15 protein-coding genes are annotated in these 13467 nt (G+C 63.6%); 2 read left to right on the forward strand and 13 right to left on the reverse strand.

From position 1 onward, the window contains the following. Window positions 1–167 precede the first annotated feature (167 nt). The 9 genes from lpdA to sucC form a co-directional block, all read right to left on the reverse strand. Window positions 168–1556: a dihydrolipoyl dehydrogenase gene (gene lpdA, locus GLR48_RS08540; RefSeq protein WP_237060809.1), complete on the reverse strand. Its 1389-nt coding sequence runs from the start codon at window positions 1554–1556 to the stop codon at window positions 168–170. Window positions 1557–1569: 13 nt separating this feature from the next. Continuing rightward, window positions 1570–1980, reverse strand: a complete 411-nt coding sequence (locus GLR48_RS08545; protein ID WP_237060811.1) for an MAPEG family protein — start codon at window positions 1978–1980, stop codon at window positions 1570–1572. Next, window positions 1977–2363: an MAPEG family protein gene (locus GLR48_RS08550; RefSeq protein ID WP_237060813.1), complete on the reverse strand. Its 387-nt coding sequence runs from the start codon at window positions 2361–2363 to the stop codon at window positions 1977–1979. Before GLR48_RS08550 ends, GLR48_RS08545 begins: the two co-directional genes overlap by 4 nt. A gap of 50 nt (window positions 2364–2413) precedes the next feature. Next, entirely contained in the window at window positions 2414–2656 is a 243-nt protein-coding gene (locus tag GLR48_RS08555) for a hypothetical protein (protein WP_237060815.1), read from the reverse strand. 60 nt (window positions 2657–2716) lie between these two features. After that, entirely contained in the window at window positions 2717–4009 is a 1293-nt protein-coding gene (gene odhB, locus GLR48_RS08560; RefSeq protein WP_237060816.1) for a 2-oxoglutarate dehydrogenase complex dihydrolipoyllysine-residue succinyltransferase, read from the reverse strand. Then, window positions 4006–6966 (reverse strand): 2-oxoglutarate dehydrogenase E1 component, encoded by a 2961-nt coding sequence (locus tag GLR48_RS08565; RefSeq protein WP_237060818.1) that lies wholly within the window; start codon window positions 6964–6966, stop codon window positions 4006–4008. The genes odhB and GLR48_RS08565 overlap by 4 nt, the downstream gene beginning before the upstream one ends. A gap of 27 nt (window positions 6967–6993) precedes the next feature. Continuing rightward, window positions 6994–7656: a hypothetical protein gene (locus tag GLR48_RS08570; protein ID WP_237060820.1), complete on the reverse strand. Its 663-nt coding sequence runs from the start codon at window positions 7654–7656 to the stop codon at window positions 6994–6996. A gap of 5 nt (window positions 7657–7661) precedes the next feature. Further along, window positions 7662–8543, reverse strand: a complete 882-nt coding sequence (gene sucD / locus GLR48_RS08575; protein WP_237060822.1) for a succinate--CoA ligase subunit alpha — start codon at window positions 8541–8543, stop codon at window positions 7662–7664. Between the two features lie 97 nt (window positions 8544–8640). Beyond that, window positions 8641–9834 carry an ADP-forming succinate--CoA ligase subunit beta gene (sucC, locus tag GLR48_RS08580; protein ID WP_237060824.1) on the reverse strand — a complete coding sequence of 398 codons (1194 nt, stop codon included), beginning with the start codon at window positions 9832–9834 and terminating at the stop codon, window positions 8641–8643. Window positions 9835–10066: 232 nt separating this feature from the next. Here sucC and GLR48_RS08585 point away from each other — a divergent pair, with 232 nt between their 5' ends. After that, window positions 10067–10381 (forward strand): hypothetical protein, encoded by a 315-nt coding sequence (locus GLR48_RS08585; protein WP_237060826.1) that lies wholly within the window; start codon window positions 10067–10069, stop codon window positions 10379–10381. Between the two features lie 19 nt (window positions 10382–10400). Here the strand turns inward: GLR48_RS08585 and mdh are convergent, their stop codons facing one another. Continuing rightward, the gene (mdh, locus tag GLR48_RS08590) at window positions 10401–11363 is read right to left on the reverse strand and encodes a malate dehydrogenase (protein ID WP_237060828.1); all 963 of its coding nucleotides are present in this window, start codon (window positions 11361–11363) and stop codon (window positions 10401–10403) included. A 154-nt stretch (window positions 11364–11517) separates the two neighbouring features. Between mdh and GLR48_RS08595 the strand changes: the two genes are divergently transcribed. Beyond that, complete coding sequence (locus GLR48_RS08595; RefSeq protein ID WP_237060830.1) at window positions 11518–12273, forward strand: sulfite exporter TauE/SafE family protein; 756 nt, start codon at window positions 11518–11520, stop codon at window positions 12271–12273. A 48-nt stretch (window positions 12274–12321) separates the two neighbouring features. On the opposite strand, the gene GLR48_RS08600 is transcribed toward GLR48_RS08595, so the two are convergent. The 3 genes from GLR48_RS08600 to GLR48_RS08610 all read right to left on the reverse strand — a co-directional run bounded on the left by GLR48_RS08600 (window position 12322) and on the right by GLR48_RS08610 (window position 13441). Then, window positions 12322–12996 (reverse strand): PRC-barrel domain-containing protein, encoded by a 675-nt coding sequence (locus tag GLR48_RS08600; protein WP_237060831.1) that lies wholly within the window; start codon window positions 12994–12996, stop codon window positions 12322–12324. Between the two features lie 134 nt (window positions 12997–13130). Next, a complete protein-coding gene (locus GLR48_RS08605; protein WP_237060833.1) occupies window positions 13131–13268 on the reverse strand; it encodes a hypothetical protein in 138 nt (45 codons plus the stop codon). 17 nt (window positions 13269–13285) lie between these two features. Continuing rightward, on the reverse strand, window positions 13286–13441 hold the full coding sequence (locus GLR48_RS08610; protein WP_237060841.1) for a hypothetical protein: 156 nt from the start codon (window positions 13439–13441) through the stop codon (window positions 13286–13288). Window positions 13442–13467 lie beyond the last annotated feature (26 nt).

Genomic DNA, 13467 nt, shown 5'->3' on the forward strand with positions numbered 1-13467 from the left:
TCGCGTGCCGCGCCTCCCCCCGAGGATATTTTCAAAACAGAGAGGGGCTGGCGTTTACTGGTCGTTAACGCTGCTGCGCCTTTATGGAGTGGCGGGACAGGCAGGGATGCCGATGGCCGTAAACAGAGAGAGGCCCCCGGAGATGATCCCGGGGGCTGATCTTTTGGTCAGGCGTGGATTGCGCCGTCGCCGCAGGCGAGGGCCGCTTCGCGCACCGCTTCCGAGTAGGTCGGGTGGGCGTGGCAGGTGCGGGCGAGGTCTTCGGCGGCGGCGCCGAATTCCATCGCGACGCAGATCTCGTGGATCAGGTCGCCGGCCATCGGGCCGATGATATGGGCGCCAAGGATGCGGTCGGTTTCCTTGTCGGCCAGGATCTTGACGAAACCGTCGCCCATGAAGTTCGCCTTGGCCCGCGCGTTGCCCATGAAAGAGAACTTGCCGACCTTATAGGCGCGGCCCGCGGCTTTCAGAGTCTCCTCGGTCTCGCCGACGCTGGCGACTTCGGGGTGGGTATAGATCACGCCCGGAATGACGCCGTAGTTCACGTGCGGTTTCTGACCGGCCAGGATTTCGGCGACGGCCATGCCCTCGTCCTCGGCCTTGTGGGCCAGCATCGGACCCTTGATCGCGTCGCCGATGGCGTAGATGCCGGGGACGTTGGTCTGGTAGCGATTATCGACCTCGATCTGGCCGCGGTCGGACAGGGCGACACCAAGACCGTCGAGGCCCAGACCATCGGTATAGGGGCGGCGGCCCGTGGCCAGCAGGACCGTGTCGGCCGTGATCTCGGCCTCCGTATCGTCCTTGCGCATCTTGTAGCTGACCGTGGCCTTGCCGTTCTTGGTGCTGACACCTTGCACAGCGGCGCTGAGCACGAATTTCAGCCCCTGCTTGGTCAGCATCTTCTGGAACTGGCGGGCGATTTCCGCATCCTGACCCGGCGTGATGGCATCGAGGTATTCGACGACTGTCACCTCCGTCCCGAGGCGCGCATAGACCGACCCGAGTTCGAGGCCGATGACACCCGCGCCGATGACGACCATCGTCTTGGGCACCTTGTTCAGCTTCAGCGCACCGGTGGAGGTGACGACGGTTTCTTCATCGACAGTCACGCCCTTCAGCGGCGACGGCTCTGACCCGGTGGCCACGATGATGTGCTTGGCCTCGTGGACCTCGTCACCGACCTTGACCTTCCCGGCCTCGGGGATGGTGCCCCACCCCTTCAGCCAATCGACCTTGTTCTTCTTGAACAGGAATTCGATCCCGCCGGTGTTCTGGCCCACGGTCTTGTCCTTGTAGGCCAGCATCTGCGGCCAGTCGACGGACGGGCTTTTGCCCTTCAGACCCATCTCGGCAAAGTTGTGTTCGGCCTCGTGGAGCATTTCCGTCGCGTGCAGCAGTGCCTTGGAGGGGATGCAGCCCACGTTCAGGCAGGTGCCGCCCAGCGTCTCGCGCCCTTCGACGCAGGCGGTTTTCAGGCCCAACTGGGCGCAGCGGATCGCACTGACATAGCCGCCGGGGCCGGAACCGATGATGATGACGTCGTAGCTGGCCATATTGGGCCTCCGTTCAGATGAGGGCAGAGAGAAGCATGAGCATGGTCGCCGTGAACCCGACCATCCAGATGATCGAGCGCCAGGGCGTCAGCCCGAAGTAATAGGCGGGGATGTAGAGGACGCGGGCCGCCAGATAGGCCCAGGCGCACACTGCGGTCAGGCCCGTTGCCTTGTCGCCCAGCGTCAGGACGACCACGGCAAGGGTGAACAGGATCAACCCTTCGAAATGGTTGTTCAGCGCACGGATCAGGCGGCCGGTGCGGGGACTGACCTGTTCGGTGATCGGCTTGCCAAGACGGTCGGGGTCGCGCGGGCCCATCGTCTTGCCCGCCGGCAGTTCGAGGTTTGTGCGCACCGCCATCAGGACGAATTGCACCCCTTGCAGCAGACCGGCGAGGGTCAGGACCGTCAGTTCAGTCGTCATAGCGCCACCACATAAAGCCAGATCGTCGCCAGCAGGCCCGCCACCCAGACGAGAGTGCGCAGGCCGGGGATCCCCGCGACGTAGATGATGGGATAAAGGATACGCGCCACCAGAAAGACCTGTGCCGCGAGGATCGCACTGTCGAGCACCATCGGTTTCGTCGCCTGCAACAGGACCGCAGGCGCGAAAAGGGCGAGCGACACAACCGAATTGTCCTTGGCCCGGGCCAGACGTGCAGCGCGCCCGGTCGGTGGGCCGACATCATCGCGCGGCCCCAGCATGGCGGAGATGCCGTGCTGTGCGATGCCCACCATGGCCTGTGCATTCAACAGCACGATGACCCAAAGGGCGTAAAGCGCGAGGATCGAGAAGATGTTGGACAACAAGGGCGGCCTTTCTGGCGGAAGGATGGCTGTGAAGCCACGTTAAAGCATCACGCGGTCTTGAGGAACCGTCCGGTGACCTGCGATCCGGTCTGGCGTTCCGCGTCAAGCCAGGCCTTGGCCCGTGCCTTGTCGTTCACATCGAACAGGCACAGCACCGATCCGGCATCATCCGCATCGTGCCACATCTGCATCAGTGTCAAACCGGCGTTCATGCGCTTTTCCGCCTCCGCATCGAAAGCGGATTTGAAGGCGGCAAAATCGCCGGTTTTCATCTGGGTCAGCAGTTGCATGCGCGTGATCTTTCAAAAGGACTGTGGCGGGCCAATGACCCGCCACGGCGTCTTGTTCCGTCAGAGATCCATCAACAGGCGGCGCGGATCCTCCAGCGCTTCCTTGACGCGCACGAGGAAGGTGACAGCACCTTTGCCGTCGACGATGCGGTGGTCGTAGGACAGGGCCAGATACATCATCGGACGGATGACGACCTGACCGTTGATCGCCATCGGACGGTCCTGGATCTTGTGCATGCCCAGGATGCCGGACTGCGGGGGGTTCAGGATCGGCGAGGACATCAGCGAGCCGTAGACACCACCGTTCGAGATCGTGAAGGTGCCGCCCTGCATGTCGGCCATGCTCAGCTTGCCGTCGCGGGCCTTGGCGCCCATCTCTCCGATCGCCTTTTCGATGCCGGCAAAGGACATCTGATCGGCGTCCTTCAGCACGGGGACCACGAGGCCCGTCGGCGTGCCGGCGGCGATGCCCATGTTGACGTAGTTCTTGTAGACCACGTCGGTGCCGTCGATTTCGGCGTTCACTTCCGGCACTTCGTGCAGGGCGTGGATGCAGGCCTTGGTAAAGAACGACATGAAGCCCAGTTTGACGCCGTGCTTCTTGAGGAACAGGTCCTTGTACTCGTCCCGCAAGGCCATGATCTCCGTCATGTCGACCTCGTTGTAGGTCGTCAGCATGGCTGCGGTGTTCTGGCTGTCTTTCAGGCGCTTGGCGATGGTCTGGCGCAGGCGGGTCATCTTGACGCGCTCTTCGCGGTCGGCCTGATCGGCGGCGGTCGCGGGGCGCGGCGCGGACTTGGGGGCCTCGGCGGGCTTGGGCTGCGACAGCGCCTTCAGCACGTCTTCCTTCATCACGCGGCCGTCCTTGCCGGTCGCTGTGACGGCGTCGCGGTCGATGCCCTTTTCAGCCATCATCTTGGTGGCAGAGGGGGCGTCTTCGGGATCGCGCGGCTTGGTTTCTTCCGGGCCGGCGTTCACGGTGTCGGTGCCGCCTGTGGCGGGGCTGCCTGCGCCCGCGGCTGTGGGCACGTCCTCGGCCTTGGCCGCCTGATCGGCGCTGGATTTTTCCGGTTTGGCGTCGGCCTTGGGCGCCTCTGCCTTGGCGCTGTCGGCCTCGCCTTCGCTGATCTGCGCCAGCAGGGCGTCCACGCCGACGGTATCGCCTTCGGCCGCGACGATTTCCGACAGGGTGCCGGCGACGGGCGAGGGGACTTCGACCGTTACCTTGTCGGTTTCCAGTTCGCACAGCATCTCGTCCACGGCGACGCTGTCGCCAGGCTTCTTGAACCATGTGGCGACAGTGGCCTCGGTGACGGATTCACCCAGAGTGGGGACGCGGACTTCGGTGCTCATTGGTCTTTTCCTTCGATGTTCAGGGCCTCGGCCACCAAGGCGGCCTGCTGGGCTTTGTGCTGGCTGGCCAAGCCTGTCGCGGGCGACGCGGCACCCGCGCGACCGGCGTAGATGGGCCGTGTGTGTTTCGCCTTGATCCGGGTCAGGCACCATTCAAGGTTCGGTTCCATGAAGGTCCACGCCCCCTGGTTCTTGGGCTCTTCCTGGCACCAGACCATTTCGGCGTTCGTGAAGCGTTGCAGCTCGTTCACCGCCGACTGGGCCGGGAAGGGATAGAACTGCTCGAACCGCAGGATGTAGGTGTCGGTGATGCCGCGCGCGTCGCGTTCTTCCAGCAGGTCGTAGTAGACCTTGCCGGAACACATGACCACGCGCTTGATCTTGTCATCGGCAACCAGCTGCGTGTCCGAATGACCCTTTTCCGCATCGTCCCAAAGGACGCGGTGGAACGACGATCCGGTCGTGAAATCGGCGGTATCCGACACGGCCATCTTGTGGCGCAGCAGCGACTTCGGCGTCATCAAGATCAGCGGCTTGCGATAGCTGCGGTGCAGCTGGCGACGCAGGATGTGGAAGTAGTTCGCAGGCGTCGTGCAGTTGGCGACGATCCAGTTGTCGTTGCCGCACATCGTCAGGAACCGTTCCAGACGGGCGCTGGAGTGTTCCGGCCCCTGTCCTTCGTAGCCGTGCGGCAGCAGGCAGACGAGGCCCGACATCCGCAACCACTTGGATTCGCCCGACGAAATGAACTGGTCGAACATGATCTGCGCACCGTTGGCAAAGTCGCCGAACTGCGCTTCCCACAGGGTCAGGGCGTTGGGCTCGGCCAGAGAGTAGCCATACTCGAACCCCAGCACCGCGTATTCAGACAGCATGGAGTCGATGACTTCGTACTGGGCCTGACCGTCGCGGATGTGGTTCAGCGGGAAGTAACGCTGTTCGTTGTTCTGGTCGATCAGCGCCGAATGGCGCTGGCTGAAGGTGCCGCGCGTGCTGTCCTGACCCGCCAGACGGACCGGGTATCCTTCGAGCGCCAGCGAGCCAAACGCCAGCGCCTCTCCGGTCGCCCAGTCGAACCCGGTGCCGCTGTCGAACATCTGCTTTTTCGCTTCCAGCAGGCGGTCGATCGTCCGGTGGGTTGTGAAATGCTCTGGCGGGACGGTCAGCGCGTGGCCGATGTCGGCCATCGCCTCGGGGCTGATGGCCGTTTCGCCGCGCTGATAGTTGTCCTTGTCGCGGTCAAGGTGCGACCAGCGCCCGTCCAGCCAGTCGGCCTTGTTCGGCTTGTAGGTCTTGCCGGCCTCGAACTCCTCGTTCAGCTTGGACTGGAACGCGGCCTTCATATCCTCGATCTCGCCCTCGGGGATCAGGCCGTCCTTGACCAGACGGTCCGTGTAAAGCGTCAGCGTCGTCTTCTGCTTCTTGATCTTGGTGTACATGACCGGGTTGGTGAACATCGGCTCGTCACCTTCGTTGTGACCGAAGCGGCGATAGCAGATGATGTCCAGCACCACGTCCTTGTGGAACTTCTGGCGGAACTCGGTCGCCACACGGGCGGCGTGGACCACGGCCTCGGGGTCGTCGCCGTTGACGTGAAAGATCGGCGCCTCGACCATCAGGGCGATGTCGGTAGGGTAGGGCGAAGAGCGCGAGAAGTGCGGCGCCGTCGTGAAACCGATCTGGTTGTTCACGACGATATGCATGGTCCCGCCGGTGCGGTGGCCGCGGATGCCCGACAGCTGGAACCCTTCGGCCACGACGCCTTGCCCCGCAAAGGCCGCGTCGCCGTGCAGCAGGATCGCCATGACCTTCGTGCGGTCCTTGTCGTGCTTCTGGTCCTGCTTGGCGCGGACCTTGCCCAGCACGACGGGGTTCACCGCTTCGAGGTGAGAGGGGTTCGCCGTCAGCGACAGGTGGACGGTGTTACCGTCGAAATCCCGGTCAGAGGACGCGCCGAGGTGATATTTCACGTCACCCGAGCCTTCGACGTCCTCTGGCTTGAAGCTGCCGCCCTGAAATTCGTTGAAGATCGCGCGGTAGGGTTTCTGCATGACGTTCGCCAGCACCGACAGACGGCCCCGGTGCGGCATGCCGATGACGATCTCTTCCATGCCCAGCTGCCCGCCGCGCTTGATCACCTGTTCCATCGCGGGAATCAGCGACTCACCGCCGTCGAGGCCGAACCGCTTGGTCCCCATGTATTTCACATGCAGGAACTTCTCGAAGCCTTCGGCCTCGACCAGCTTGTTCAGGATCGCTTTGCGGCCATTCTGGGTAAAGGTGATTTCCTTCCCGTAACCCTCGATCCGCTCTTTCAGCCAGGCGGCTTCGTCGGGGTTCGAGATATGCATGTACTGCAGCGCGAAAGTGCCGCAATAGGTGCGCTTCACGATGGCCATGATCTCGGACATCGTCGCGATTTCCAAGCCAAGCACGTTATCGATGAAGATCGGGCGATCCATGTCCGCCTTGGAGAATCCGTAGTTGGCCGGGTCCAGCTCTGGATGGCTGTTGACCTCGCGCATGCCCAGCGGGTCCAGATCGGCGATCAGGTGGCCCCGGATGCGGTAGGCGCGGATGATCATCAGCGCGCGGATGCTGTCCAGCACGGCGGCACGGACCTGCGCCTCGGACAGGCTGGCACCCTTTTCCTCGGCCTTGGCGGCGATCTTCTTCGCCGCTGCCGCCGGTTCCTGCGCCCACTGGCCGTCCAGCGCCTGCGTCAGGTCATCGTTCGGCACCGGCGGCCAGTCCATGCGCGACCACGACGGGCCCGCCGCCTCTGCCCGCGCATCGGCGGGCGAATCGCCCAGTGATTTGAAGAAGTCCCGCCAGCTTTCATCCACGGCCTGCGGATTGTCCGCGTAGCGCGCATAAAGCTGTTCGACGTAATCGGCGTTATGCCCCTGCAGAAAGCTGGAGGCGTGAAACACGTCGTTGGAGGGTTGGTCAGTCATGAAAGGACCTCTCGGGGGAATGGCCGGTCAGGGAAGAAGGATGCTTTGGCTGGTATAGGTCACGGGAAACCGGACGGGCAGTTGCCGCTGTGCCGCATCGCTGCGTGCGCTGTCGTCGATCAACATGATCGCCATGTCGGTCCATCCGGTCTTGGGTTGTGCCGCCTGCAGGGCCGCAGGGTCGGCGGTGTAGACGGCAGGCGTCACGGCTTCGTTGTGCATGATGTCCGCGTAGCGTGACGTTGCCATCATGTCCGAACGGCTGCCGGCGGCCGTCGTTCCCACATATTTGCACGTCAGGCGAAGGGCCGCCGTCGTCGGCGACCGTTCCAGCAGGGTATAAAGGATCGCGCTGTCGTCCGGCAGGCGCCAGACCGACACGTCCGGGTTCGCCTTCAGGCTGGCGACCGCGCCGCCCGCCTGCGCGATCATCGCGTCCAGTTCCGGCCCGGGCTGCATCATGCCGATCAGCGATCCCAGCAGCGTGGCGTCCGACGTCAGGGCGTCCGTCAGCAGCGCGTCGGACACCGGCTGGACGAAACCTGCGTCCGCCAGTGCCGCCGTGCGCTGGTCATAGCTGGCTACGGGATCCGTGCAGATCCCGTCCACAGCCGAGAGCGTTGTCCCGGCTGCGGCCATCGACCCAGCGACACAGGCCGCCGTCGCCATGATGAAGGACATCAGGCGCATGGCGTTCAGCCGATCGCCTTCAGAACGGCCTCGCCCAGCGTGGCGGGGCTGTCGGCGACGATGATGCCTGCGGCCTTCATCGCCTCGATCTTGCTTTCCGCATCGCCCTTGCCGCCGGCGACGATGGCACCCGCATGGCCCATGCGACGTCCCGGAGGCGCGGTGCGGCCCGCGATGAAGCCTGCGGTCGGCTTCCAGCGACCGGCCTTGCGTTCGTCGGCCAGAAACTGCGCGGCCTCTTCCTCGGCGGAGCCGCCGATTTCACCGATCATGATGATCGAATGGGTCTCGGGGTCGGCGAGGAACATTTCCAGGATGTCGATATGTTCGCTGCCCTTGATCGGGTCGCCGCCGATGCCGACAGCGGTGGACTGGCCCAGTCCGGAATCGGTCGTCTGCTTGACGGCCTCATAGGTCAGGGTGCCGGACCGCGACACGACACCGACCGATCCGCGCTTGTGGATATGGCCGGGCATGATGCCGATCTTGCAGGCGTCGGGTGTGATGACGCCGGGGCAGTTCGGCCCGATCAGGCGGGACTTCGATCCTTCCAGCGCGCGCTTGACCTTCATCATGTCCAGCACCGGGATGCCTTCGGTGATGCAGATGATCAGCTCCATCTCGGCGTCGATCGCCTCGAGGATCGAATCGGCGGCAAAGGGGGGCGGGACATAGATCACCGATGCATTCGCCTCGGTGCGGGCGCGCGCCTCGTGGACCGAATCGAAGACCGGCAGATCAAGGTGCGTTTGGCCGCCCTTGCCGGGGGTCACGCCGCCGACCATCTTGGTGCCGTAGGCGATCGCCTGTTCAGAGTGGAACGTGCCCTGAGAGCCGGTGAAGCCCTGACAGATGACACGTGTGTTTTCGTTGACGAGAATGGCCATGTGGGCCTCCGTATATTGAATGTCCTTGGTGGATCAGTCCACCACACGCCGGTCGGGACGGCAGCGCAGGGTCAGGCGACGCTGCGCTGCCGTCCGGTCAGCCCTTCACCGCCTTCACGATCTTCTGCGCGCCGTCCTTCAGGTCGTCGGCGGCGATCACGTCGAGGCCGGAGTTGCGGATGATGTCCTTGCCCTTCTCGACGTTGGTGCCTTCGAGGCGGACGACCAGCGGCACCTTCAGGCCGACTTCCTTCACCGCAGCAATCACGCCTTCGGCGATGACGTCGCAGCGCATGATGCCGCCGAAGATGTTCACGAGGATGCCTTTGACGTTGGGGTCAGAGGTGATGATCTTGAACGCCTCGGTCACCTTCTCCTTGGTCGCGCCGCCGCCCACGTCGAGGAAGTTGGCGGGCTCTGCGCCGTAAAGCTTGATGATGTCCATCGTCGCCATGGCGAGGCCGGCACCGTTGACCATGCAGCCGATTTCGCCGTCCAGCGCGATGTAGTTCAGGTCGTACTTGGAGGCGGCGAGTTCCTTGCTGTCCTCTTCCGTCTCGTCACGGAGCGACGCGATGTCGGAATGGCGATACATGGCGTTGCCGTCGAAGGAAATCTTGGCGTCCAGCACCTTCAGGTCGCCCTTGTCGGTCACGATCAGCGGGTTGATCTCCAGCATCTCCATGTCCTTCTCGGTGAAGGCTTTGTAGAGCTGACCCATCAGCGTGACGCACTGCTTGACCTGACCACCGGTCAGACCCAGCGAAAAGGCGACGCGGCGGCCGTGGAAGGCCTGGTAGCCGGTGGCGGGATCGACGCTGAACGACAGGATCTTGTCGGGCGTGTTGGCCGCGACCTCTTCGATGTCCATGCCGCCCTCGGTCGAGCAGACGAAGCTGATCCGGCTGGTCTGGCGATCGACCAGCAGGGCCAGATACATCTCGGTCTCGATCCCCGATCCGTCCTCGATGTAGATGCGGTTGACGACCTTCCCCGCGGGACCGGTCTGGTGCGTGACCAGCGTGCGGCCCAGCATCTTCTTGGCTTCCTGCGCGGCTTCCTCGACCGATTTGGTCAGGCGCACACCGCCCTTTTCACCGGCATCGGCTTCCTTGAAGTGGCCCTTGCCGCGGCCGCCGGCGTGGATCTGCGCCTTGACCACCCACAGCGGGCCATCCATCTCTCCCGCGGCGGTCTTGGCGTCCTCGGCCTTCAGGACGGCACGGCCGTCGCTGACGGGGGCGCCGTAGGTCCGCAAAAGCGCCTTGGCCTGGTATTCGTGAATGTTCATGTCTGGTCCCTTGTCTGACTGGGTTTGACCCTATCAATCATATCGGCATTTAACAAAAAACTGCTTGCGACTGTTCCAACGGATAAATCCGACATTTGTGATCACAGGCCTGAAACGTGTGATCACAAATAAAAGCAGGTCCACGCCCCTTTGCGTTTTGTTAGGCATTTGCGGCCAGAGAGGCTGCCCAAATGACAGTCTGCACTGTTCAGGAGTCGTGCAACCGCCGATCATGGATACCGTGACAACCCTGCGTGAGCCGCTGCCGCGACGCGTGCCTCTGTTGCGCAGCATCTGGCGCGGGAAGCTGTACCTGTCCTTCGACGATTCCCGCGACCCTGCTATCGCCCTGCTGACGGCGAAGCGTCAGGTGCGAATCACGGTCTGCGACAAGCGTTACTGCGCCACAAACGGCGGACGGGTGCCGTCCGTCGCAACCGCTGATCGCGCCGGATTCATGCGACCGATTGCTGGTTGCATCATCCGCGGCGCCCACCCGACGGTCCGCATGAAAAAGGCACGCTGCGGTGTCCCGCAGCGTGCCTGAAAACTGCCTGTCGCAAGCGTTACGCGAGGGTGGGGTCGATATCCTTGCAAGCGGCGACAAGGCCCTTCACGGCATCGACGGACTTGTCGAACATCGCCTGTTCGGTCTTGTCCATCTTGATCTCGACCACGCGTTCGATGCCACCGGCACCGATGATCGTCGGCACACCGACATAGAACCCGTCAAGGCCGTAGGCCCCATCGACATGGGCCGCGCAGGGCAGCAGCCGCTTCTGGTCCTTCAGGAACGCCTCGGCCATTTCGATGGCGCTGGTCGCGGGGGCATAAAAGGCGGACCCGGTCTTCAGCAGGCCGACGATCTCGGCGCCGCCGTCGCGGGTGCGCTGCACGATGGCGTCCAGCTTGTCCTGCGTGGTCCAGCCCATCTCGACCAGATCGGGCAGGGGGATGCCGCCGACGGTGGAATAGCGGGCCAGCGGGACCATCGTGTCGCCGTGGCCGCCCAGCACGAAGGCCGTCACGTCGCGCATCGAGACATTGAATTCATCGGCGAGGAAGTGGCGGAAACGAGCCGAGTCCAGCACACCGGCCATGCCGCAGACCATCTTGTGCGGCAGGCCCGAAAATTCGCGCAGCGCCCAGACCATCGCGTCGAGCGGGTTCGTGATGCAGATGACGAAGGCATTCGGCGCATGGGCGGCGATGCCCTCGCCCACGGATTTCATGACCTTCAGGTTGATGCCAAGCAGGTCGTCCCGGCTCATGCCCGGCTTGCGCGGAACACCGGCGGTGACGATGCAGACATCCGCACCGGCGATGTCGGCGTAATCGTTGGTGCCCTTGAACGACCCGTCGAACTTGGCCGAGGGGCCCGATTCGGCGATATCCAGCGCCTTGCCCTGCGGCGTGCCTTCGGAGATGTCGAACAGGACGACGTCGCCCAGTTCCTTGACGGCTGCGAGGTGGGCGAGCGTGCCGCCGATCTGTCCGGCGCCGATCAGTGCAATCTTGGGTCTGGCCATGGGAAGGCTCCTGCTAATGTGCGGGTTGAACTTGGCCCGCTGGTTAGTCCTTTGGGACTAGGGGCGCAAGTGTGCAGCCAAGCGACCGCAGGCGTGGTGTTTCCGACGCCATGGATTTACGCAGTGTGAACACGCGCAAGGAGTGCCATCCGCCATGATCGACTTCGACTGGACATTCTTCGCCCTCGCCATCCCGGCGGTCATGTTTGCGGGGATTTCAAAGGCGGGGTTCGGATCCGGCGCCGCCTTTGCCGCCTCGGCGATTCTGGCGCTGGTCGTGCCGCCGGGTGCTGCACTGGGCATCATGCTGCCGCTTCTGATGGTGATCGACGCCGTGTCGCTGCGGCCCTACTGGCGCAAGTGGGACGTGCCCTCGGCTCGCGGCATCATCATCGGCGCCGTCCCGGGGACCGCACTGGGCGCGCTGGTCTATGCGCTGGTGGATGCCGATGTGGTCCGCATCCTGATCGGTCTGATCTGCATCGCCTTCGTCGGCTGGCAATGGGGCCGCGCCCGCGGGCTGATCCGGGTCGGCAGCTTTGCGTTCTCGCGCGGCTGGGCCTGGATCACGGGGACAGTCGCGGGGTTCACCAGCTTTGTCAGTCATGCGGGCGGCCCGCCGGTCGCCGTGTTCCTGCTGGGGCAGGGGATCGCCAAGACGACCTATCAGGCCACCACGGTCGTGTCGTTCTGGGCGATCAACTGGATGAAGTTTCTGCCCTATCTCTTTCTGGGGATATTTTCGGCGCAGACGGCGCTGGCCGATCTGATGCTGGCACCCTTTGCCGTTCTGGGCGCCTGGCTTGGTGTGCGGGCGCATCATCTGGTGTCCGACCGTGTTTTCTTCGGTCTGACCTATGTGTTGTTGCTGGCCACCGGTGGGCGGCTGCTCTGGCAGGCGCTTTCATGAAAAAGGCCGCTCCCGAAGGAGCGGCCCGACTTTCACGACAGAAGCCGATCAGTTGTTGGCAGCGGGTGCTGTGCCATCAGCGGCGGGTGCTGTGCCATCAGCAGCGGGTGCTGTGCCGTCCGTCGCAGCGGGCATCGTATCCGTTGCTGCTGCATCGGCCGGTGCCTCATACTTCGGCAGCTCTTTCAGCTGATCTTCGGTCATCGAGACATAGGCGCGCATGTCGTCGCCATCCGTCTGCTTCATGATCTGGACGCTGTCGAAAGCGATCGAGACGGGCTTTTCGCCCAGACCCAGAAAGCCGCCTACGTCGACGATCACGTCGGTCACGGTCCCGTCGGCGCCCATCACGAGGTCACCGATCTCGCCGACTTCCTTGTCGTCCGGACCGTAGACTTCGGTGCCGGTCAGCGCGTCGGTCGTCACGTCGGCGTTCATCACCGTGTCATAGCCGTCCATGGTCATGGTCGGCGCGGTGGCGGTGCTGTCCATTGCCATACCGGTGGACGTATCGGCCGGTGCGGTGGTCGTGTCGGTGGTCATGGTGCTGTCGGCAGCCGGTGCCATCGTGTCGGTCGATGTTGTGCTGTCAGCGGCGGGCGCCATCGTGTCGGTCGACGTTGCGGCGTCCTTCGGCGTACCGTCGGCATTCATATGGCTTTCGGCGAAGGCGCCGTTGGCCATGACGAGGGCGATTGCGGTCGTTGCAAGAATCTTTTTCATTGTCTTCATCCTCATTCGGATATTGGGTCCGGTAGTCCAGGCCCTTCCATGTGAAGACAACAGCGTGCAGACCGAATGGTTTCCTTTCCAAACCGCTATATATTTACGCGATCGGCGGGAACCTGCACGCGGCCTCAGGTCGCGCGGTCCGGGATCAACCCGCTGCGGTGCAGCAAGTTGAAGTCCTGTCCCGCGGCAACGATGCAGGCATTTTGACCTGCGGCCTGCAGGGTCATCGTCCAGGTCCCACGCTGCGATGTATAAAGTGTCATCAGCGACCCATCGGGCATCAGAGCGGTGGCGAGGGGGCTTCGCTGTAGCTGCGTTCCAGCGCTGTGGACAGGTCCTGCGCCGGCAGGCATGTGCGCCCCTCGGCCTGACCACGGTTCGCGATCAACAGGCACAGACTCCACAGGATCAGATAGGTCGTGATGGTGCGGCGCATGGCGGAACTCCCTTTGATGATGATCC

The sequence above is a fragment of the Loktanella sp. M215 genome, from assembly GCF_021735925.1.
In the GTDB taxonomy this organism is placed as follows: domain Bacteria; phylum Pseudomonadota; class Alphaproteobacteria; order Rhodobacterales; family Rhodobacteraceae; genus Loktanella.

Excerpts from the sequence above, each read along its gene's own strand:
- mdh (WP_237060828.1), bottom strand. The coding sequence starts at position 11,363 with ATGGCCAGACCCAAGATTGCACTGATCGGCGCCGGACAGATCGGCGGC.
- GLR48_RS08595 (WP_237060830.1), top strand. The coding sequence starts at position 11,518 with ATGATCGACTTCGACTGGACATTCTTCGCCCTCGCCATCCCGGCGGTC.
- GLR48_RS08585 (WP_237060826.1), top strand. The coding sequence starts at position 10,067 with ATGGATACCGTGACAACCCTGCGTGAGCCGCTGCCGCGACGCGTGCCT.
- sucD (WP_237060822.1), bottom strand. The coding sequence starts at position 8,543 with ATGGCCATTCTCGTCAACGAAAACACACGTGTCATCTGTCAGGGCTTC.
- GLR48_RS08605 (WP_237060833.1), bottom strand. The coding sequence starts at position 13,268 with ATGACACTTTATACATCGCAGCGTGGGACCTGGACGATGACCCTGCAG.
- GLR48_RS08600 (WP_237060831.1), bottom strand. The coding sequence starts at position 12,996 with ATGAAAAAGATTCTTGCAACGACCGCAATCGCCCTCGTCATGGCCAAC.
- GLR48_RS08555 (WP_237060815.1), bottom strand. The coding sequence starts at position 2,656 with ATGCAACTGCTGACCCAGATGAAAACCGGCGATTTTGCCGCCTTCAAA.
- sucC (WP_237060824.1), bottom strand. The coding sequence starts at position 9,834 with ATGAACATTCACGAATACCAGGCCAAGGCGCTTTTGCGGACCTACGGC.
- GLR48_RS08610 (WP_237060841.1), bottom strand. The coding sequence starts at position 13,441 with ATGCGCCGCACCATCACGACCTATCTGATCCTGTGGAGTCTGTGCCTG.
- odhB (WP_237060816.1), bottom strand. The coding sequence starts at position 4,009 with ATGAGCACCGAAGTCCGCGTCCCCACTCTGGGTGAATCCGTCACCGAG.
- GLR48_RS08570 (WP_237060820.1), bottom strand. The coding sequence starts at position 7,656 with ATGCGCCTGATGTCCTTCATCATGGCGACGGCGGCCTGTGTCGCTGGG.
- GLR48_RS08565 (WP_237060818.1), bottom strand. The coding sequence starts at position 6,966 with ATGACTGACCAACCCTCCAACGACGTGTTTCACGCCTCCAGCTTTCTG.
- GLR48_RS08545 (WP_237060811.1), bottom strand. The coding sequence starts at position 1,980 with ATGACGACTGAACTGACGGTCCTGACCCTCGCCGGTCTGCTGCAAGGG.
- lpdA (WP_237060809.1), bottom strand. The coding sequence starts at position 1,556 with ATGGCCAGCTACGACGTCATCATCATCGGTTCCGGCCCCGGCGGCTAT.